Raw genomic sequence first — 21,227 nt, forward strand, 5'->3', positions numbered from 1 at the left:
TCAGACCTGCTCCAGCTCAACGAGGCATCCGTTGAAATCCTTCGGGTGCAGGAACAACACCGGTTTGCCATGCGCTCCGATCTTGGGTTCACCCGATCCCAGAACGCGCGCACCGGTCTCTTTCAGATGATCGCGGGCCGCGATGATATCCTCGACCTCATAGCAGACATGGTGGATGCCGCCTGATGGGTTCTTTTCCAGAAACCCGTTGATCGGGCTGTTCTCACCCAGCGGATACAGCAATTCGATCTTGGTGTTGGGTAGTTCAATAAAGACCACGGTGACCCCATGATCCGGCTCATCCTGTGGAGCGCCGACTTTGGCGCCAAGCGCATTGCGATACTGGGCCGATGCGGCCTCCAGGTCGGGAACAGCAATGGCTACGTGGTTCAGGCGACCAATCATGGGACTCTCCTTCCTTCTGCGTTGCAGCGGTTATGGGGGCAGTATACCCAAAGGACAAGTGCGCCAAATCGTCGTTAACCCTGTATTAGCCAGAAGTTCCTAGCGTGAGGCATCTGCTAAACAGGAGTTCTGCCATGGACGATTCGGGACCTTTCGCCTCTCCAGCGCTGGCCACCAAGATGCGACCGCTGCTGGGCCAAACAATCCTTGTGGTCGAAGACAGCCGCTATGCATGCGATGCAATACGATTGATGTGCTTGCATAGCGGTGCGCGTATCCGTCGTGCGGATTGTCTGAAATCAGCGCGGCGCCATCTGCAAATCTATCGTCCCTCGGTCCTGATCGTCGATATGGGTCTTCCAGACGGGTCCGGCGCTGACCTGATAGCCGAAATGACCCACGCTGTACCCCGCATCGGTGTCATTCTCGGGCTGTCTGGCGATGACAGCATGCAGGTTATCGCCAGACGCGCAGGTGCAGATGGGTTTCTGGCCAAACCCCTGACCTCGGTCGCTTATTTCCAGACCTCGATACTTGAACTTCTGCCCGAAGATCGCCGCCCAGGAGGTCTGGATTCCGTCAGGGATAACATCGTTCAGCCCGATCCGCTGGCCTATCGGGACGACATGGCCCATATCGCCGACGTGCTTACCGGCCCCACTGATCAGCGCGCATTGGATTATGCGGTACAATTCCTGCAAAGCGTTGCGCGAGACGCCGAAGATATTGTGCTTGCCGAAGCAGCCCGGGACCTTGCCCAATCTCGTGCGCGGGGGACACCGGTCACCGCCCAGGCTGCACGGATTGCGGGTCTGGTTCAGGATCGGCTCGAACGGCAAGAGGCGATCTGAGATGCTGACCGCTTACTTTATTACCGCATCGATCCTTTGCATCTGGGTCTACCGCCTGACACGACAGACGGCCAAGAGCATCCGCAATCGTCGGGATGCCGCAAATCCACTGGATTGAGTTGAGCTTGTTTTGAGACCACCACGCAACTCGGATTTGCGTGGCGCGGCGAATACACCGATTGTATTGCACTGCCCCAAACGTAAACCGCCCGCTCAGGGCGGGCGGCTAGATTTAGTCTTGCGGGATGATCCTGAGACCCAGTTCCATCAACTGATCCGAGGTCGGATCGGATGGCGCGTCCATCATCAGGTCTTCAGCGCGCTGGTTCATCGGGAACATCATGACTTCGCGGATGTTAGCCTCATCCGCCAATAGCATCACGATCCGGTCGATACCTGCGGCACAGCCGCCGTGCGGCGGGGCGCCGTAGTGGAAGGCGTTAAACAAGGCGCCAAAGCGGGATTTGACTTCGTCTTCGCCGTACCCTGCCAGTTCAAAGGCCTTCAACATAATCTCAGGCTTATGATTCCGGATCGCACCTGACACCAGCTCGTAGCCGTTGCAGGCCAGGTCATACTGATACCCGCGTACGTCCAGAGGGTTGCCCTGCAAAGCTTCCATCCCGCCCTGCGGCATCGAGAAGGGGTTGTGTTCGAAATCAATCGCACCGGTTTCTTCGTCCTGCTCGTAGATCGGGAAATCGACGATCCAGGCAAAGGCAAAGCGGTCTTTCTCGGTGAGGTTCAGTTCATCTCCGATCACGTCACGGGCCTTACCGGCCACCTTCTCAAAGGCTTTTGGCTTACCACCCAGGAAGAACGCGGCATCACCGACGCCCAGACCCAATTGCTGACGGATCGCCTCGGTGCGTTCGGGGCCGATGTTCTTGGCCAGTGGACCTGCGGCCTCCATACCCTCGCCCTGATCACGCCAGAAGATGTAGCCCATGCCGGGTAGACCTTCTTTCTGGGCAAATGCGTTCATACGGTCACAGAATTTGCGGCTGCCACCGCTCGGCGCTGGGATAGCGCGGATTTCGGTGCCTTCCTGCTCCAACAGCTTCGCGAAAATCGCGAAGCCAGAACCGCGGAAGTGGTCAGAGACCACTTGCATCTTAATGGGGTTCCGCAGGTCAGGCTTGTCGGTGCCGTACCATAGGGCTGAGTCCTTGTAGGAAATCTGCGGCCACTCCTGATCGACCTTGCGCCCGCCCCCGAACTCTTCGAACACACCAGTCAGCACGGGCTGGATGGTGTCGAACACATCCTGCTGCTCGACGAACGACATCTCTAGGTCGAGTTGATAGAAATCGGTGGGCGATCGGTCTGCACGCGGGTCTTCATCGCGGAAGCAGGGTGCAATCTGGAAATATTTGTCGAAGCCCGACACCATGATCAGCTGTTTGAATTGCTGCGGGGCCTGCGGTAGGGCGTAGAACTTGCCCGGATGTAGTCGCGAGGGGACCAGAAAGTCGCGTGCGCCTTCGGGCGACGATGCGGTAATGATCGGTGTCTGATATTCACGGAATCCCTGATCCCACATCCGGCGGCGCATGGATGCGACAACGTCCGAGCGAAGGGTCATGTTTTGCTGCATCGCCTCGCGTCTTAGGTCGAGGTAGCGATAGCGCAGACGTGTTTCCTCGGGGTATTCCTGATCGCCGAACACCATCAACGGCAATTCGTCGGCAGCACCAAGAACCTCCAGCTCACGCACATAAACCTCGATCTCGCCTGTCGGCAATTTCGGGTTAATGAGATCAGCGTCGCGGGCTTTGACAGTGCCGTCGATGCGGATGCACCACTCGGACCGTACCTTTTCCAGTTCAGCAAATGCCGCACTATCGCCGTCGCACAAAACCTGGGTCACACCGAAATGGTCGCGCAGGTCGATGAACAGTACGCCGCCGTGATCTCGGACACGATGCACCCAACCGGACAGGCGGACGGTTTCACCGACATTGGCGGCGGTCAGAGCGGCGCAGGTGTGGCTGCGATAGGCGTGCATGGATCATATCCCTTCGGGCGCAGAATTCGTCGCGCCGATACACCCCGTCAGGCATGGAAAGTCAAGGCGGGTCGCGCCGTCAAAACGGCCTTTGCACGTTGCCCGAGTAGAAATAGACGCCCAGCCCTGCCGCAAAGATAATATTACCAGCAATTGCGTGCAGAAGAACTGCATAAAAGAATGATCCGCGCTTGCGGTAGGCCCAGGTGAACAGGAGGCCTCCGAAGAAAGTCATGATAGCTACTACCCAGCTCCAGTACATGAGGTGCGCAAGCGAAAACAGGCCAGCGTTCAAAAGGTATGCGGCCCGCCCTTCAGGTAGGATCGCGTGATAGCGTCGGAAAAAGAGAGAGCGGAAAAGCAGCTCTTGTGGCAGAGCGGACAACAACGGGTAGCCGATACAGATGAATATCAACATCTCTGGCCGATGCAGCAGCAAAACAAAGGCTGCATCCGGTCGCGCCCACAGCACCAGGGCGGAACAGAAGGCAGCCATGAACAGGGTAAATGCAAAGACTTCGGTCCACGACCAGTTTCGCCAGCCATACCGAAGCTCCGCCCAGGAAAAACCGGGCGTATCCTGCAGCAGCAGTATGCCCAGTCCGGTAAACGCAAAAAGCGAGGGGAACATCCAGTTTGGCGGGAACAATGTCGCGATGGCTATGGGAACCGCCACAAAGAAGAGCACAAACTCAATCCTGAGGCGTGAGTTGGTAACAGGGGTCTCCACCCATTCGGTATTTTTGCTCAAGGTGCCACAAGCTCCGCACGGATCAGCCCCCGAAGGGAATTTCCACAGTGGATAGATTGCGCGTTTTTTAGATCGGTCAAGGTCAGAACGGATTCGGTAACTTCTTTATTATCCAACAATTCCTCGCGCAAAACCCCGGGAAGCAATCCGCATCGCAGTGAGGGCGTAAGTCGTCTGCCGTCGGGCATGGTCAGGAACAGGTTCGTGATAGTGCCCTCGCAAAGCTCATCCCGTTCGTTCAAAAACAAAAGCTCATCAACTCTCAGCGGCAAGCCTGCCCGCGCCATGTCATAGACGGCCCGTCGGGTCGTTTTGTAACCCAGCCAGATATCCGATGATGATAGTCTCTGTTTGGCCAAATCCACACGCCAGACGGGCGGATTGGCAGTCAATTCTCCGGACGTCAGTTCAAATTTGCCATCCGCGTCCAAGGTCAAACGGCAGCGCAATGCAATCTCACCCAAACTCGCATCCAAAATCGTCCAAGCGGCGGTTCGGTCAAAATCAATGCCGAACTTCTGTGCTGTGTGCGCCATGCGGGCCAAATGACGATCAAGCCTGACGAACCCCTGCCCCGGCCTGTAGGCCAAAGTTTCGATCAGACGGAAATCAGGCTCAGTTGGTGGGCGAAGCGGGCTTTCCATAGCGCCTCCTCATATTCCGATGGCGCGGTGCTGTCCCAGACCAGCCCGCCGCCTACGTTAAGGGTCGCCTTGCCACCTTCAACCATGAGGGTCCGGATGGCCACGTTGAATTCCGACCGACCGTCCGGGGCCGCCCAACCGATGGTTCCGCAATAAACATCGCGAGGCCAAGGTTCCAGTTCGGACAGGATCTCCATCGCGCGAATCTTTGGCGCTCCGGTGATTGATCCGCACGGGAACAGGGCGGTCAGAATATCAGAAAGGCCTACGCCAAGGTGTAACTGCGCCTGCACAAGCGAGACCATCTGATGGACAGTCGCATAGGTCTCAACCTTGAACAGCTCGGGTACTTTCACCGATCCGGCCAGCGCGACCCGGCTAATATCGTTGCGCAGCAGATCGACGATCATCAGATTTTCGGCCCGGTTCTTTTCATCCGAAGACAGAAAAGCGCGTCGACGCTCGTCTTCGACCGGGTCCTCGCTGCGCGGTTGAGTTCCCTTCATCGGGCGCGTTTCGATCCGGCCCTCGGCGTCGGTTCGGAAAAACAGTTCGGGCGAGCGGCTCAGCAGATCAGGCAGCCCCTCCTGCTCAACCAAGGCGCCGTGGCCGACGGGTTGACCAGCCGCAAGCGCCGCATAAAGCGCGACGCTGTCTCCGGTTACATCGAGATCAATTGGGAAGGTCAGATTTGCCTGATAAATGTCCCCCGCACCAATCGCCTCATGCACTGTACGAAAGGCCTGCGTATATCGCGCCTCGTCCCAGCGGGGCTGAAACGCAGTGACACTGCCCGACGCCTTTGGCAGTCCAACGCGATCCGGTGCGTCAAACACACCGAAACACAGTAGTGGCAGGCATCGTCCTTCTGGCAGCCGGTCTGCCAGACGGGGTTCCAGCACGTAGCCCAGTTCATAACTTGCGTATCCTGCCAGCCAGGCCCCATCCGCGCGCGCCTGATCCAGCGCCGCCAGAGCCTGGGGCACCTCCGCAGCGTTATCCGCGCGGATAATCCGGAACGGACGCTCAAACCGGGTTCCGCGACCGGCAGGTCCTTGATCGAAACGAATACGCAATTGCATCCTCATTTGCCGTGCTGCGCGGTATAGAGAATAGCGCGCCAAGGGAAAGAGGGGAAAGCGGCAATTTCAAACCCGTTTCCGATACCTCTTGCACCTTTTCGCGCGGTCCCTATAACGCAGGACAATTTGGGCGCTGGGGCGGTGCCCTGACTCGCGGACAATTGAAGGGGCCAAGCCATGCCGAGAAGAACCGACATCCAGTCGATCATGATCATCGGGGCAGGCCCCATTGTTATCGGTCAGGCCTGCGAGTTCGACTATTCCGGCGCTCAGGCATGTAAGGCGCTGCGCGAGGAAGGCTATCGGGTCATTCTGGTGAACTCGAACCCTGCAACGATCATGACCGACCCGGGGCTAGCCGATGCGACCTATATCGAGCCGATCACGCCCGAAGTTGTCGCCAAGATCATCGAAAAAGAACGCCCCGATGCCCTACTGCCCACTATGGGCGGACAGACCGGCCTGAACACCTCGCTGGCGCTGGAAGAGATGGGCGTGCTGGATAAGTTCAACGTCGAGATGATCGGCGCCAAGCGAGACGCGATCGAAATGGCCGAAGACCGCGCCCTGTTCCGCGAGGCGATGGATAGGTTGGGCATCGAAAACCCCAAGGCCGAGATCGTGACGGCCCCCAAGGATGAGAACGGCAAGAAAGATCTCGACGCCGGTGTGGCACTGGCGCTTGAAACCCTCGAAACAGTTGGTCTGCCCGCCATCATCCGCCCCGCCTTTACGCTGGGCGGCACCGGCGGCGGTGTCGCATATAACCGCGAGGATTATATCCATATTTGCCGCTCGGGCATGGATGCCTCACCTGTGGGTCAGATCCTGATCGACGAAAGCCTGCTGGGCTGGAAAGAATACGAGATGGAGGTGGTGCGTGACACCGCTGACAACGCCATCATCGTGTGTTCCATCGAAAACGTCGACCCGATGGGCGTGCATACCGGTGACTCGATCACCGTGGCCCCTGCCCTGACGCTGACCGACAAAGAATACCAGATCATGCGCAATCACTCGATTGCGGTGCTACGCGAGATCGGCGTGGAAACCGGCGGGTCAAATGTGCAGTGGGCGATCAACCCGGTTGATGGTCGTATGGTCGTGATCGAGATGAACCCGCGTGTGTCCCGCTCTTCTGCGCTGGCCTCGAAGGCGACCGGATTCCCGATTGCCAAGATCGCCGCAAAACTGGCCGTTGGGTACACGCTGGACGAGCTAGACAATGACATCACCAAGGTCACCCCGGCCTCGTTCGAGCCGACCATCGACTATGTTGTCACCAAGATCCCGAAATTTGCCTTTGAGAAATTCCCCGGTTCCGAACCCTACCTGACCACCGCGATGAAGTCGGTGGGTGAGGCCATGTCCATCGGCCGCACCATTCACGAATCGATGCAAAAGGCTCTGGCCTCGATGGAGTCGGGTCTGACAGGCTTTGATGAGATCGAAATTCCCGGTCTGAACGTCGGAGTCTGGGAAGAAGCCGACGACAAGGCCGCCGTGATCAAGGCGATCAGCCAGCAGACCCCCGATCGTCTGCGCACAATCGCGCAGGCCATGCGTCACGGCCTGACCGACGATGAGATTTTCGGCGTCACCAAGTTCGACCCGTGGTTCCTGGCCCGCATTCGCGAGATCATCGAGGCCGAGCGTCAGGTGCGCAAAGATGGTCTGCCGGTTACCGAGGACGGTATCCGCAAACTGAAAATGCTTGGATTCACCGACGCGCGTCTGGGCAATCTGACCGGCCGTGACGAAGACAACGTCCGCCGCGCCCGCCGCAATCTGGGTGTGAACGCCGTCTTCAAACGCATCGACACCTGTGCGGCTGAGTTCGAGGCGCAGACCCCCTATATGTACTCGACCTACGAAGCCCCGATGATGGGTGAGGTCGAATGCGAGGCACGTCCAAGCGACCGCAAAAAGGTCGTCATCCTTGGTGGTGGTCCGAACCGGATCGGCCAGGGCATCGAGTTCGATTACTGCTGCTGCCACGCCTGTTTCGCGCTGACCGAAGCCGGATATGAGACCATCATGGTCAACTGCAACCCCGAAACGGTCTCAACGGACTATGACACCTCGGACCGTTTGTATTTCGAGCCGCTGACCTTCGAACACGTCATGGAAATCCTTACGAAGGAACAGGAAGCCGGCACGCTGCATGGAGTGATCGTTCAGTTTGGCGGGCAGACCCCGCTGAAACTGGCCAATGCGTTGGAGGCTGAAGGTATCCCGATCCTCGGTACCACGCCCGACGCGATCGATCTCGCCGAAGATCGTGAGCGTTTCCAGGCGCTGGTCAATGAACTGGGCCTGAAGCAGCCCAAGAACGGCATCGCCTCGACCGACGAAAAGGCGCTGGAGATTGCCGAAGATATCGGCTTCCCGCTGGTCATCCGCCCCTCCTATGTTCTGGGCGGCCGCGCGATGGAAATCGTGCGCGATATGGATCAGCTACGCCGCTACATCAATGAGGCCGTAGTGGTATCCGGCGACAGCCCGGTTCTTCTGGACAGCTATCTGGCCGGTGCGGTCGAACTGGACGTGGACGCGCTGTGCGACGGTAACGACGTGCATGTTGCAGGCATCATGCAGCACATCGAAGAGGCCGGCGTGCACTCGGGCGACTCGGCCTGTTCGCTGCCGCCTTATTCGCTGTCGAAAGAGATCATCGAACAGATTAAGGATCAGGCGTTCAAGCTGGCCAAGGCGCTGAATGTCGTCGGCCTGATGAACGTGCAGTTCGCCATCAAGGATGACGAGATTTACCTGATTGAGGTCAACCCTCGTGCCAGCCGCACCGTGCCTTTTGTGGCCAAAGCCACTGACAGCGCGATTGCGTCGATTGCGGCGCGGGTGATGGCGGGCGAGAAACTGGCGAATTTCCCGAAACGCCCCCCTTACAAAACGGTCGATGACACCAAAATCGCCGACCAGATGACGCTGGCCGATCCCGACATGCCGTGGTTCTCGGTGAAAGAAGCCGTTTTGCCTTTCGCCCGCTTCCCCGGCGTTGACACCATCCTGGGCCCTGAAATGCGTTCGACCGGAGAGGTCATGGGCTGGGATCGCGACTTCCCGCGCGCTTTCCTGAAAGCACAAATGGGGGCCGGTATGGTGCTGCCCAGCGCAGGTCGTGCGTTTATCTCGATCAAGGATGCTGACAAAGGGCCGGATATGCTCGAAGCAGCGCGTGTTCTGGTTGAGCAAGGCTTTGAGCTTGTTGCGACCCGCGGCACACAAGCCTGGCTGACTGAAGAAAGTGTGCCGTGCGGCGTGGTCAACAAAGTGTACGAAGGCCGCCCGGATGTGACCGACCTGATGAAGGACGGCGGCGTGCAGCTGGTCATGAACTCGACCGAAGGCGCACAGGCGGTGGAAGACAGCCGATCAATCCGGTCGATCGCGCTGTATGACAAGATCCCCTATTACACCACAGCCGCAGCAAGCTATGTCGCCGCGCTGGCGATCAAGGCGCAGGCCGAAGGCGATGTTGAGGTGAAATCGCTGCAGGGCTAAGCCCCGGCAACGGTATGAATGAATGGACCCCGGCCTCGGCCGGGGTCTTTTTTCTTCCCCTCCTTGCCCATCGCCCACATGATGGGCGGGGAAGGAGTGCTCATGGACCTCTACACCACATACGGAAGCAACGACCTGCCTCGGGCCATCCGCTTTTATGATGCGATCTTCGCAGTTCTTGGTCAGCCACGCCTGCCCGGATGGATCGACGGTTGGGCCGGATGGGGTACCGACCCCGACAGCGGGACCGGCTTTTGGATCTGCAGACCTTTTGATGGAGCCCCCGCCAGTACCGGCAATGGCACGATGATCGCCTTTCCTGCCAGAAGTGCCGATCAGGTTCGGCATTTCCATGCCACGGGTCTGGAAAACGGCGGCACGGATGAAGGCAAACCGGGCGTCCGCCCCCATTACGAGCCCGGATTCTATGTGGCCTATCTGCGCGACCCCGATGGCAACAAGCTATCCTGTTTTTATTACCATTATGATCCAAAGGAGGATTCGGGCGGATGATCAACCAGCAGCCAGACGTCGCTTTTCTTCACGGTTGAAAAACAACATGTAGAAGACAGGTGCGGCAACCATGGTCAGGATCGTGGCAAAGGCCAGACCGCCCATGATTGTGACTGCCATGGACACAAAGAACGCATCCGTCAGAAGCGGTGCCATACCCAGAATCGTCGTGATCGCCGCCAACATTACCGGGCGCAGACGCGAGACAGAGGCTTCAACAATCGCAGGACGCAGGGCTTTGCCAGTGGCGCGGACCAGATCGATTTCTTCGACCAGTACAATGCCGTTCTTGATCAGCATCCCTGACAGACTTAACAGCCCCAACAGCGCTGTGAAGGTGAAGGGCAGGCCTGTTCCAAGCAGACCGATAACCACGCCATTTACGGACATCGGGACCAATAGCCAGATGATGACCGGTTGCCGGATAGCATTGAACAGCAATACGGAAATCAACACCATAATCAGCAAGCTCAGCGGCAACTGCCGCCCAAGGCTGGCCTGCGCGTCGCCTGAATCCTCGAACTCGCCCCCCCATTCCATACGATAGCCGATCGGCAGTTCCATCGCTTCAATGGCACTGCGTACTTCGGAGTGGACCTGCGCGGCGGTCATGTCAGGGGGGATGTCCGCGCCAACGGTGATGGTCAAAACCCGGTCGCGGCGATGAACCAGCGTATTGAGCGCCTTGTATTCGAACCCATCCACCATCTGCTCGATTGGAACGAAACGTTCCGACTGATCGGAGTAAACCACCTGATCGACGATCGAATAGTCCCCATCCGCCGGACGGCGCAAGATGATCGGGATCTGGCGGTCGCGCTCGCGCAAAACGCCGCCCGTGATGCCATCGGTCGAAAACTGCAACGTAGCTGCAATGTCTTCGCGCGATACGCCTGCTGTTTGGGCGCGCTCCGTGGCATAGATCGGCTGCACGGCCAATTCCTGCTCACGCCAGTCGTGATGCACATGTAGCGCATTCGGAGATGCGGCTGACATGCGCTGTACCGCTTCTTCGGCCAGTTGACGCAGAACAACCGGATCACTACCCGAGAACCGAGCCTGGATTGGATCGCCGCCACCGGGACCAAAAATCAGGCGTTTGGTTCGGAACTCGCCTTCGGGGAACTGGGCTGAACCGAACTCCTCAAGATCGGCTTGCAAGACAGGAATATCGTCCAAAGCCTCGGTGCGGATGATCATATGTCCATAGCTTGGGTTTGGCTTCTCGGCAGCGTAGGTCAACATGAACCGCGTGGCACCCTGCCCGACGAATGTGGCAACCGAGACGACGTCATCACGTTCGGCCAGCCAGTCCTCGAATACGGCCATATCTTCCGCCGTGCGGGCGATCGGCGTACCTTGTGGCAGCTTGTAGTGCACGAAGAACAACGGCGTGTTCGAGTTTGGGAAGAATTGCTGTTTCATCAGTCCAAAGCCCGCAAAACAGACGACTGTGACCCCGATCAACCCGGCCACTACCAGCCATCGGAACCGAAGCGCCCAGTTCAGGATTGCACCGTAGACGCGGAACAGGATGCTGCCATAGGCATCCACCTCACCCTCTTTGCCCTGCTTGAAGAAATAGTGCCCAAGCAAAGGTGTCACCGTGATGGCCAGAACCCAGCTCAGCAGTAGTGAAATGCCGATCACGGCAAATAACGAGAACAGGAATTCCCCGGTCGCGTCAGGACTGAGCCCAATCCCGGCGAAAGCCATGATCCCGATCACCGTCGCGCCCAGAAGTGGGATCTGCGTTTTTGACGCAACCTCTTCCGCAGCATCGCGCGAGGATTTTCCCCGCAACATCGAAATCTGCATTCCTTCGGCCACCACGATGGCGTTGTCGACCAGCATCCCCATGGCGATGATCAGAGCGCCCAGCGAGATCCGTTCCATCTCGATCGAGAACATCGACATGAAGAGCAAAGTACCCACAACGGTCAGCAACAAGGTGGACCCAACGACAATTGCGGCGCGCCAGCCCATGAAAATGCCCAGAACCGCAACCACGATGCTGACTGACATGGCGAGGTTCAGCAGGAAGGCGTTCGAGGCCTCATCGACAACAACATGCTGCTGATAGATGGGCAGGATTTCGACACCAAAGGGGATTTCGGAATCCAGTTCGGCCAGTTTGGCATCTGCACGCTGCCCGACTTCGACGATGTTTTCAGTGGCCAGCCCAGCGATACCCAGCGTGAAAGCTTCAGCGCCGTTGAATCGGATCATGATATCGGGATCATTCTGCCGCCCGCGATAGACATCTGACATATCAAACAGATTGATCACCTGCCCCTGCGATCCAACCGACAGGCCGGCGATCGCCGACACGCTGTCCGAGCCCTCGGCCGTCAAGATCGTGGTGCGGTCACTATTGGATCGCAGCGAACCCGAGGCGTTGACAGAGTCCGCGTTTGCGATAGCTTCGTTGATCGCCTGCAGCGGAACGTTCTGATTGACCGAGATCGACAGGTCCGGCTCAATAAAGATCGCCTCATCCGGCAAACCCTGAACCTCGACATCTGCAACACCGCTTACCGTCAGCAATTCGCGGCGAAGGAAGGTCGCCAGTTCGTGCTTCTCGGCGTCAGAAAACCCTTCTGCCGTAACGGCATAGAACAGGCCGAACACATCCCCGAACCCGTCATTCACATAAGGCGCACCCACGCCCGAAGGCAGACCGCGTGCTGCATCGCGCACCTTGGCGCGCAGACGGGTCCAGATGTCGGGCAACTCACTGCCGTCATAGGTGGATTTAATCTCAACCTCGATCAGCGACTGTCCCGGCTGGTTGACCGAGGTGATGACATCCACCTCGCCCATCTGCTGAATGGCAGATTCCAGCGGTTCTGAAACCTCCAGCGCCACCTGTTCGGCAGTCGCACCGGGATATTGCGTGGCGATCACCGCCTGTTTGATGGTGAAGGCCGGGTCTTCAAGGCGACCTAGCGACGTGAAACCCCAAATGCCGCCGAACAGGGCAATCAGGATGAACAGCCACGTATAGAGAGGCCGGTCGATCGAAGCGCGTGCGATGCTCATGAAACCGCCCTCAGTTCGAGAAGCCGACAAAGCGGCGGACAGTTTGACCATTGGTCAATGCACCCCCACCCGCGACGACGATTTCTTCGCCATCGGTCAGGCCGGTCAGCACGCGGACATCGCCGCTCTGCGTAGGTTCAACAGTCACTGGAACCCGGCGGACGGTGCCTTCGTCGGCGCCAGCCGGCGAGAAGACCAGAACGCCCAGCGCGCCGCTGGCATCAGCAACTACAGCCGTTGGCGGGATGATGATACCGGTGCGTTCATCCTGCACCTGCACCGTGACGGTTACGGAGGAACCGGGAAGAATCTGCAATCCCTCCGGCGGTGTCAAACCGAACTGGATGCGAAAGGTCTGGCCCACGCTTGAGGATTCAGCATCGAATTCCCTTATTTCCAGCGGAAAGATCTCATCGCTGACAGGGAACTTGGCAGTAATCGTGATGTCGTCCTGCTGTCCGGACCGCTGAAATAGGATTTCGGGCACATCCACCTCGATACGCAGTTCAGACATATCGTGAATCCGCACGATCGGAGTACCCGCAGAAACAGTTGTAAACGCCTCAACTGCACGGCTTGAAACCAGCGCGTCGAACGGAGCGGTCAGCGTCGCATGCTCCAGTTCATATTCTGCATCTCGAACAGCAATCGCAGCCAATTGCGCAGCTGTTTCGGCATCATCGACGGCAACCTGGCTGGCTGCGGTTCCACGCAGACGCGACAGGCGGGCGAGTGTTCGATCCGCCTGATCTTTTTGCAAGCGCGTCCGGTCGCGCTGCAGTTCGAACGGTTCCTGATCGAGACGGGCAATCAGTTCACCCTTGGGGATCACAAAACCTTCGGTCACAGGCATCTCGACGATCTGCCCCGCGACCTGAAACGCCAGATCAACGGTCTGGCGCGCGGCGATCCGCCCAAAGAACTGGCGCGAAAAGCCGGGTGAAGTTTCGCTGACCTGCATCAGTTTCACAGGCTTAGCGGGCTCTTGCGCCATGGCAGGCGCAGTCAACAAGGACAGTGCGAGGCAAACAGAGGTCAGGAGTTTCATTTCGTCAATCCCTCGGGAATTCCGGTTTTCAGAATGTTGTCACGGATTTTGTGAGCCAGCCGTGCGAACTCGGCGGTTTCTTCGGTGTTCAGACCCGATGCGCTGTGGAAAAGCTCACCCGCCACGGCCACCAGCATATTGCGGGCCTCTTCGCCCTGTTCGGTCAGCACCAAAAGCCAGGCGCGACGGTCTTCGGGATCACGCTGTCGGGTCAGGTGCCCCGCCAGTTCAAGTGCATCGGCGGTCGCCGTAATCGTTGACGGCACTGTCAACATATCTGCGGCCAGCACTCCCATACGTTTGGGCACATCGAGCTTGATTAGCATGTGGCATTCCTGATGGCTCAGGTCTGTTTCGATGCTGTCAAAGCTCTCTTCCAGTTTCCAATAAAGCGCGTAGACCCCCATCATCGCCTGAATCTCAGGGCTGAGGCGTCCTAACCGCATGCTGATATCGTCTGACATGAATCTTTTCCGTGCGAGTCGCGGCGAAATATACTTCGAATTTTGAACTATTCAAGTTATGAAGCGAGAGGCGATACATTCCCTTGGGTCAACACATCTTGATCAATACGAATAGGGACTGCATTTTGTGCAGATCATGAACTCAGGGCCAGCCATGTACACTCCTGCCATCACCGGGACTGGTGTCTATACACCAGAAAACATCATCACCAACGCCGAATTGGTGGAAGCGTTCAATGCCTATGCCGACCGGATGAACGTCGAAAACGCGGATGCGATTGCAGCGGGCGACATGGAACCGATGCAGCATTCCTCGGAAGAGTTCATCCTGAAGGCCTCAGGGATCGAAAACCGGTATGTGATGGACAAGACCGGTGTTTTGAACCCCGAGATCATGCATCCCGCGCTGCGCCAGCGTAGCGACGACGAGCCTGGGATCATGACCGAGATGGCGGTGGATGCGTGCCTTAAGGCGCTAGCACAAGCGGGGCGCAGCGCCGAGGATGTCGATTTGGTGATCTGCGCCGCTTCGAACCATGAACGTGCTTATCCTGCAATTGCGATCGAGATTCAGCAGGCACTGGGGATCAGCGGATTCGGGTTTGACATGAACGTGGCCTGTTCCTCGGCCACATTCGGCATTCAGGCGGCGGCGGATATGGTGCGCTCGGGCTCGGTCCGGGCGGCGCTGGTCGTCAACCCCGAGATCTGCTCGGGTCATCTCGAGTGGCGCGACCGGGATTGCCATTTCATATTTGGCGATGTCGCGACCGCGACGCTGATCGAGCGAATCGAAGACGCTCAAGGCCCACATTTCGAGATTGTCTCGACCCGGTGCGCAACTGTGTTTTCCAACAATATCCGCAACAACAACGGCTTCCTCCGCCGATCGCGCCCCGATGGTCTGGTGGATCGCCGCGACATGCAGTTCATGCAGAATGGTCGCAAGGTGTTCAAAGAGGTCCTGCCCATGGTCAGCAAACATATCAGCGACCACATGGAGGCAGAGGGCATCAGAAGTGATGATCTAAAACGCCTCTGGCTGCATCAGGCCAACAAGACGATGAACGACTTCATCGGTAAGAAGGTTCTAGGGCGCGAGCCTGAACCGGGTGAGCAACCCAACATTCTGCAGGACTACGCCAATACCTCATCCGCCGGGTCGATTATCGCCTTCTCGAAACACTCAGACGATCTGGATGCGGGCGATGTGGGCCTGATTTGCTCGTTCGGGGCCGGGTATTCGGTGGGTTCTGTGATCGTCAAACGGCATCAATAAGCGCGCGCCTTAACTGCGCTGCTGGAATCGCTGCAAGACCAAACCGCTTTCTCAAGAATTATTCAGACGGGCTCAACCGCTCCTTCATCTCTGACCGACACATCGAAACCCGGATGCCCTGTGCATCCGAATGATGTAGTTATGGGAGCCCGCTGTTATGGGAAATAATACTCGCGTTGGACTGGCCGCCTTGGTCGCCGCACCTTTCATTGGGGTCATGGCGACCGGCGCGGCAATCGCAGAACCGCAAACCTGTACAGTCAACACCGCGCGTGTTGCCGCCAATGAAGGCGATTTTGACACGCTCTGCAGCTGTTCGCAGGTAACGCGAGGGTTTGTATCACATCTGCAAAATCGTTCTGATTTTGCTTCGATCCTGCAGAACACTTCGGCGCAATGCCCCGGTCTGACTCAGTTGTTGAGCGATCTGCCCACTGCGTCGATTTCCAACACCAATGCCGGTGAAGAGCGCAGCAGAGATCCATCCTCCAATTCCGTTGGCTCGAGTGAAAACGGAAGCTCGGGCAACGGCGGCGGTAGCTCAGGCAACAGCGACGGGAGTTCCGGCGGCAACGGTGATCCGGGTGATGGTGGAAGCAGTCCTGGCGATGGCGGCGGTAAGGGCGGTGGCAAAGGTGGCCACGGCGGAGGTGACAAACCCGGCAAAGGCGGCGGCAAAGGCGGTCACGGCGGTGGTGACAAGCCCGGCAAAGGCGGTGGTAAAGGCGGTCACGGCGGTGGTGACAAGCCCGGCAAAGGCGGTGGTAAAGGTGGCCACGACGGTGGTGACAAGCCAGGCAAAGGCGGTGCCAAAGGCAATAACGGTGGCGGCAACGGACCAGAGGGGGCAAGCCCCGGGCGCGGCAAGAACGCCAACAATGATGAACGCTGAATATTAATCTGCCTGGCAGACAAACAAAAAAGGCGGCACATGGGCCGCCTTTATTTTGCGCATTCACAACAATTCAGTACAGGGACATGACACCTTAACTGACGCTTTCCTCTTCCAGATGCAGCTTCATTTCGATCAGAACCTGTTGCAGCATACTGGTTTCTTTCAGCAGCCGCTTCGCCTCGTTCACCGTGATGATGCCATCTTCTATCGCCGACTGGTATTCCGTCATCAGCATGGCAAAACGTTGGCTCAGCGCAATGACATCGGAATTTACCCCGCCCGTACGTGGGCTGTCCGAGTTTCGTCCATCGTAAGAAAGCGTGATATTCTTCAAATCCGCCAATGCCGCAGTCACGTGCGGATAGGCAGCCGCGTTTTCCAACCGGGCAACAGCATCCACCGGCATGAACCGGTCAGAATGTTCTGCGTTGTCTGAATAGTACCTGCCAAGCGTGGCTTTGGATTTCCCGGTGATCTCGCACGCTGCTTCGATTCCGACATCCTTAACCAATGCTTCGGTATGCTTTTTCAGATAGGCCCCGATATCTGCCATTTTGCTACCCTTGTTACCTGCGCCCTGCCCCCTCTGCCTGTCCATGCTGGGGGAAAGGGTAGGGAAATTTCCCATATTCGATTCATAATTGAAATGGCAATAATTGACTATCCCTCAGATATGCAGGGATTTTGTGAGTGAGTGGCGGCCGTTCGAGCCGGTAAAGAGTGTATGCGGGGCAGGATTTTAGCCTTGCATTGTATAGGCCACTTGTAGGCCGACGACGCCACTGTCGCGAAGGCGAGGTAATCCATCCCCAAGAGCATTTGCTCAACCTCAGCTGTAGCGATGGTGGCGTCGATTTACCCCCATGAGACGGCTTGCCCAGGCATCACATGCGAATTAGACCCACAGCATGGCAAAGCTCTATTTCAACTATTCGACTATGAACGCGGGCAAATCGACCGTGTTGCTGCAGGCCTCGCATAACTATCGCGAACGCGGCATGGATACCTACCTGATGACAGCCGCCATTGACGGACGCGCCGGTGAGGGGCGGATCGCATCAAGAATCGGAATCTCGGAACGAGCGGACATGTTTCGTCCCGACGACAATGTGTTTGCCATGATCGAAAACCGCCTGACACAAGGGGGCATCGCCTGCGTATTCATTGATGAAGCCCAGTTTCTTTCGGAAGAGCAGGTCTGGCAACTTGCGCGCGCCGTAGATGATCTGAAGGTCCCAGTGTTGACCTACGGGTTGCGGGTGGATTTTCAGGGTAAACTATTCCCCGGGTCGGCAGCATTGTTGGCTCTGGCCGATGAGATGCGCGAAGTACGCACCATCTGCGAATGCGGGCGCAAGGCGACGATGGTGATTCGTCAGGATGAAAACGGAAACACCATCACCGAAGGGGCGCAGGTCCAGATTGGCGGGAACGAGACTTATGTCTCGCTCTGCCGCAAACACTGGCGCGAGGCGGTGGGTTCCTAAACCGGGTTGGGTAACGTTCGCCCGGCCACGAACGCCGCGACATTGTCCAACGCCATGTGACCCATATCGGTGCGTACCACTTCGGTCGCGGTGCCGAGGTGGGGCAGCAGAGTCACATTTTCCATGTCACATAAGGCCTGCGGCACCTTGGGCTCGAACTCGTAGACATCCAGCCCAGCGCCAGCAATCTGACCCGCATGAAGCGCTTGGATTAAGGCGGCTTCATCCACAACTTCACCGCGCGCAATGTTTATCACAATGCCCGAGGGCTTCATCGAGGCCAAAATCTGTGCGTTGACCAAGTGTCGTGTTTCAGCTCCTCCGGGGACGGCTATGACAAGAAAATCCACTGCCGCAGCCAATGCATTGAGTTCAGGGATGTACTCTGCTTGGAAGTCCAGCTGTTTTGGACTGCGTGATTGATAGGCAACGGTCATGTCGAATCCGAAATGACACCTCCGGGCAATGGCCTGACCTATGCGGCCCATTCCGATGATGCCCACCTTTTTGCTGGTCACATGTTGGCCCAGCATCTGTGTGGGATGCCACCCCTGCCACTGGCCTGACCTGACCAACCTTTCCCCCTCACCTGAACGGCGGGCCGTCGTGAGCAAAAGTGTCATGGCAATATCGGCGGTTGCATCGGTGACGGCACCCGGCGTGTTGGTAACCGCGACTCCGGCAGCATGTGCGGCGTCCACGTCGATATGATTGTAACCAACGCCGAAATTTGCCAGCAGTTTACAGCGAGGCTCTGGCACCTGAGCAAAGATCTCTGCCACGAACTGATCGCCCAACGTCGGGACCACGACGTCAAATTCAGTCAGCGCCCGCAACATTTCTTCATGCGTCATAGGCGTGGTTTCACTGCGGAATTCCACATCGAATTCGGCACGGGCGCGCACTTGGACAGCCGAAGTCATCGGTCGGGCAATCAGCAGTTTCATCAATGCATCCTTCCACCGATGGGCACAGCGCCATCGGGGCCTATCAACACGATCTCACCGTTTTCGTCAGGAAGACCCAACACCAAAACCTCGGACATGAATTTACCGATTTGGCGCGGGGGAAAGTTGACCACGGCCATCACCTGCTTGCCCACCAGCGTCGCCGGATCGTAGTGCGCGGTGATCTGGGCTGAAGTTTTGCGCTCACCGATCTCATCGCCAAAATCGACCCACAGCTTGATCGCGGGCTTGCGGGCCTCCGGGTACGGCTCGGCGCGTATCACCTCACCTACACGAATGTCGACTTTGAGAAATTCGTCGAATGAAATCTCACTCACGAGACAGCTCCTTGGATCGGTCGGTTGCAGCTTTGACGGCACGATGTAGCAGGTCTGGGAAACCCTCTTCTTCATGCATCAACACCTCCAGTGCGGCCTGAGTGGTGCCGTTGGGAGAGGTGACGTTAACTCGCAATTGCGAGGGGTGTTCGTCAGCGGCCATCGCCAACGCCCCTGCCCCGGCGACGGTTGATTTGGCCAACTTCATCGCCAGTTCCGGTGGCAGACCATGCGCTTCGCCAGCTTGCGCCAGTGTTTCGATTAGGTGGAATACATAGGCCGGGCCCGAACCGCTGACCCCGGTGACGGCATCCATCTGCGTCTCATCATCCAATCGAACCGTCTCACCAATGGCCGAAAGCAGGTCTTCAGCCAGTAGGATATCCGCGTCCGAGGTGTTGGCATTCCCAATCAGCGCCGTGATCCCCTGCCGAACCGCCGCAGGCGTATTTGGCATCGCACGGATGATCGGCGTATCTGCCCCAATGACGTTCTCGAAAGTGGCCAGCGATGTACCCGCTGCGACCGATATGAAAAGACTGTCACCATTGCCCAGCGCTTGAATGGCTGGCAGGGCTTCGCCCATCATCTGTGGTTTGACCGCTACGAGTACAACTGCGGGTGCATCGGGGAGAGGAGTGTTGATGTTGACGCCCTGCGCCTTCAGCCAATCCGAGGGAAATGGATCGATCACCCAGACCGATGCGGCAGGAAGGCCATGTTCCAACCAGCCTGCAAGCATCGCTGAGCCCATCTTGCCGCATCCCAGAAGCACAAGCCCCTGTTCCGCAACTCGCGAGATATCCATGCTGGCCCCTCCCCTATGGTTCGGGGCAAAGCTTTACGCGCGGCCGTAGGCCTCTGCAATGGCGACTTGCATCGCCTCTTCGGGGTCTCGGTTTCCCCAGGTCACCAGTTGGATCGCGGGGTAATAGCGCTCGGCGCTCAGTACCGCTGCGGTGATCATGGTATCGATCTGTTCCGGGCTGGCCGTCTGACCACCGGCCAGCACCAAGCCATAGCGATAGACCATCAATTTCTGATTGGCCCAGTAGGTAAACGCCCCGGCCCAACACTGATCATTCATCTTGTTCAGTAGCTCATAAAGCTCGGTTTCGCGCTCGGCCGGAGGCTCCATCTCAAAGGAACACACCATGCGGAGCGTTTCATCGTAATTCGACCAGGCCAAAGTTATCGAATATGTGCGCCACTGTCCTTCGACAGCCATGGCAATCTGATCATCCCCGATCCGGTCAAAATCCCAGTCGTGATGTTCTGCAAGATGTTCAACAATGTCGATCGGATGAAGGTCTTCTTCGAGATACTGCTCGGAAAGGGCCATAATGCCACCTCACTAATCTCTAGCATTTTGGGGCTGGCAGCGCCCCAGCGCTAGTTGCCTGCTCTACAAGCCGGGCTTCCCCAGTCTGCCTGTACTAAATATGGTGCGATGTGAGCACAGCTCTGGCAACCCTATTTATTGGGGATAACAGCAATAAGTTGTGGACAGTTGGCAACGCCGATCAAAATATTGGCGTTGGATGCAGCTTTGTCTTGATAAATTTCTGCAGAGCGGCAAAATGCACGACACCGCACAATCCAAGTTCGGATTGCGCGGCGGATGCTTTTACCCAAAATCTTAAATTCCTGCGGACGTTACTTGTCCAGCTTCGCCTCGAGCGCGGCAATTCGCTGTTCAAGTGCACCGTTCTCTTCGCGCGCTTTCTGCGCCATGGCACGCACAGCATCAAATTCTTCACGGGTTACGAAATCCCGGTCGGCCAGCCAGCGGTCCATCATGGATTTCATCGCATTCTCGGCCTCTTCTCGTGCCCCCTGCGCCACACCCATGGCATTGGTCATCAGTTGAGACATATCGTCCAGAATCTTGTTACGGGTTTGCATGGGCTTTCTCCGATTTCGCGATTGCTCTCTATATGGGTAAAGATTG

At 57.5% G+C, this 21,227-nt stretch carries 20 protein-coding genes; 6 read left to right on the top strand and 14 right to left on the bottom strand.

What is annotated here, in order from left to right:
• Nucleotides 1–405 carry a methylmalonyl-CoA epimerase gene (gene mce, locus ACR0DK_RS01645; protein WP_010441821.1) on the bottom strand — a complete coding sequence of 135 codons (405 nt, stop codon included), beginning with the start codon at nucleotides 403–405 and terminating at the stop codon, nucleotides 1–3.
• A gap of 134 nt (nucleotides 406–539) precedes the next feature.
• On the opposite strand from mce, the gene ACR0DK_RS01650 reads away from it, so the two are divergent.
• Nucleotides 540–1,256, top strand: coding sequence for a response regulator (locus ACR0DK_RS01650; RefSeq protein WP_480734618.1), 717 nt, complete (start codon nucleotides 540–542; stop codon nucleotides 1,254–1,256).
• Nucleotides 1,257–1,488: 232 nt separating this feature from the next.
• Here the strand turns inward: ACR0DK_RS01650 and aspS are convergent, their stop codons facing one another.
• The 4 genes from aspS to ACR0DK_RS01670 form a co-directional block, all read right to left on the bottom strand.
• On the bottom strand, nucleotides 1,489–3,264 hold the full coding sequence (aspS, locus tag ACR0DK_RS01655) for an aspartate--tRNA ligase (RefSeq protein WP_170392347.1): 1,776 nt from the start codon (nucleotides 3,262–3,264) through the stop codon (nucleotides 1,489–1,491).
• A 79-nt stretch (nucleotides 3,265–3,343) separates the two neighbouring features.
• Nucleotides 3,344–4,015 (bottom strand): CPBP family glutamic-type intramembrane protease, encoded by a 672-nt coding sequence (locus ACR0DK_RS01660; RefSeq protein ID WP_170801969.1) that lies wholly within the window; start codon nucleotides 4,013–4,015, stop codon nucleotides 3,344–3,346.
• On the bottom strand, nucleotides 4,012–4,659 hold the full coding sequence (locus tag ACR0DK_RS01665) for an aminotransferase class IV family protein (protein ID WP_170564077.1): 648 nt from the start codon (nucleotides 4,657–4,659) through the stop codon (nucleotides 4,012–4,014). The genes ACR0DK_RS01660 and ACR0DK_RS01665 overlap by 4 nt, the downstream gene beginning before the upstream one ends.
• Nucleotides 4,614–5,741, bottom strand: a complete 1,128-nt coding sequence (locus ACR0DK_RS01670) for an aminodeoxychorismate synthase component I (protein ID WP_480735675.1) — start codon at nucleotides 5,739–5,741, stop codon at nucleotides 4,614–4,616. Before ACR0DK_RS01670 ends, ACR0DK_RS01665 begins: the two co-directional genes overlap by 46 nt.
• Nucleotides 5,742–5,918: 177 nt before the next feature.
• Here ACR0DK_RS01670 and carB point away from each other — a divergent pair, with 177 nt between their 5' ends.
• Nucleotides 5,919–9,263, top strand: a complete 3,345-nt coding sequence (gene carB / locus ACR0DK_RS01675) for a carbamoyl-phosphate synthase large subunit (RefSeq protein WP_480734619.1) — start codon at nucleotides 5,919–5,921, stop codon at nucleotides 9,261–9,263.
• A gap of 102 nt (nucleotides 9,264–9,365) precedes the next feature.
• On the top strand, nucleotides 9,366–9,776 hold the full coding sequence (locus tag ACR0DK_RS01680) for a VOC family protein (protein WP_170512511.1): 411 nt from the start codon (nucleotides 9,366–9,368) through the stop codon (nucleotides 9,774–9,776).
• On the opposite strand, the gene ACR0DK_RS01685 is transcribed toward ACR0DK_RS01680, so the two are convergent.
• The 3 genes from ACR0DK_RS01685 to ACR0DK_RS01695 are packed head-to-tail and all read right to left on the bottom strand — an operon-like array spanning nucleotide 9,777 to nucleotide 14,330.
• Nucleotides 9,777–12,818 carry an efflux RND transporter permease subunit gene (locus tag ACR0DK_RS01685; RefSeq protein WP_480734620.1) on the bottom strand — a complete coding sequence of 1,014 codons (3,042 nt, stop codon included), beginning with the start codon at nucleotides 12,816–12,818 and terminating at the stop codon, nucleotides 9,777–9,779.
• 10 nt (nucleotides 12,819–12,828) lie between these two features.
• Nucleotides 12,829–13,866: an efflux RND transporter periplasmic adaptor subunit gene (locus ACR0DK_RS01690; RefSeq protein WP_223116841.1), complete on the bottom strand. Its 1,038-nt coding sequence runs from the start codon at nucleotides 13,864–13,866 to the stop codon at nucleotides 12,829–12,831.
• Nucleotides 13,863–14,330, bottom strand: a complete 468-nt coding sequence (locus tag ACR0DK_RS01695; protein WP_170420601.1) for a MarR family winged helix-turn-helix transcriptional regulator — start codon at nucleotides 14,328–14,330, stop codon at nucleotides 13,863–13,865. Before ACR0DK_RS01695 ends, ACR0DK_RS01690 begins: the two co-directional genes overlap by 4 nt.
• Nucleotides 14,331–14,484: 154 nt before the next feature.
• On the opposite strand from ACR0DK_RS01695, the gene ACR0DK_RS01700 reads away from it, so the two are divergent.
• Nucleotides 14,485–15,609 carry a beta-ketoacyl-ACP synthase III gene (locus tag ACR0DK_RS01700; protein WP_480734621.1) on the top strand — a complete coding sequence of 375 codons (1,125 nt, stop codon included), beginning with the start codon at nucleotides 14,485–14,487 and terminating at the stop codon, nucleotides 15,607–15,609.
• 157 nt (nucleotides 15,610–15,766) lie between these two features.
• Entirely contained in the window at nucleotides 15,767–16,501 is a 735-nt protein-coding gene (locus ACR0DK_RS01705) for a hypothetical protein (protein WP_170512520.1), read from the top strand.
• 94 nt (nucleotides 16,502–16,595) lie between these two features.
• Here the strand turns inward: ACR0DK_RS01705 and ACR0DK_RS01710 are convergent, their stop codons facing one another.
• A complete protein-coding gene (locus ACR0DK_RS01710) occupies nucleotides 16,596–17,057 on the bottom strand; it encodes a hypothetical protein (protein WP_170392365.1) in 462 nt (153 codons plus the stop codon).
• Nucleotides 17,058–17,412: 355 nt separating this feature from the next.
• Here ACR0DK_RS01710 and ACR0DK_RS01715 point away from each other — a divergent pair, with 355 nt between their 5' ends.
• Nucleotides 17,413–17,991 carry a thymidine kinase gene (locus ACR0DK_RS01715; protein ID WP_170512522.1) on the top strand — a complete coding sequence of 193 codons (579 nt, stop codon included), beginning with the start codon at nucleotides 17,413–17,415 and terminating at the stop codon, nucleotides 17,989–17,991.
• Here ACR0DK_RS01715 and ACR0DK_RS01720 read toward each other — a convergent pair.
• The 5 genes from ACR0DK_RS01720 to ACR0DK_RS01740 form a co-directional block, all read right to left on the bottom strand.
• Nucleotides 17,988–18,938 (bottom strand): 2-hydroxyacid dehydrogenase, encoded by a 951-nt coding sequence (locus ACR0DK_RS01720; RefSeq protein ID WP_480734622.1) that lies wholly within the window; start codon nucleotides 18,936–18,938, stop codon nucleotides 17,988–17,990. The genes ACR0DK_RS01715 and ACR0DK_RS01720 overlap by 4 nt on opposite strands.
• Nucleotides 18,938–19,276, bottom strand: a complete 339-nt coding sequence (locus ACR0DK_RS01725) for a tRNA-binding protein (protein ID WP_170392371.1) — start codon at nucleotides 19,274–19,276, stop codon at nucleotides 18,938–18,940. Before ACR0DK_RS01725 ends, ACR0DK_RS01720 begins: the two co-directional genes overlap by 1 nt.
• Nucleotides 19,269–20,084 carry a pyrroline-5-carboxylate reductase gene (proC, locus tag ACR0DK_RS01730; protein ID WP_480734623.1) on the bottom strand — a complete coding sequence of 272 codons (816 nt, stop codon included), beginning with the start codon at nucleotides 20,082–20,084 and terminating at the stop codon, nucleotides 19,269–19,271. The genes ACR0DK_RS01725 and proC overlap by 8 nt, the downstream gene beginning before the upstream one ends.
• A gap of 33 nt (nucleotides 20,085–20,117) precedes the next feature.
• The gene (locus ACR0DK_RS01735; protein WP_010441802.1) at nucleotides 20,118–20,618 is read right to left on the bottom strand and encodes a type III secretion system chaperone family protein; all 501 of its coding nucleotides are present in this window, start codon (nucleotides 20,616–20,618) and stop codon (nucleotides 20,118–20,120) included.
• A 314-nt stretch (nucleotides 20,619–20,932) separates the two neighbouring features.
• A complete protein-coding gene (locus ACR0DK_RS01740) occupies nucleotides 20,933–21,181 on the bottom strand; it encodes an accessory factor UbiK family protein (RefSeq protein WP_170512483.1) in 249 nt (82 codons plus the stop codon).
• Nucleotides 21,182–21,227 lie beyond the last annotated feature (46 nt).

Source organism: Ruegeria sp. CE6, assembly GCF_056537485.1.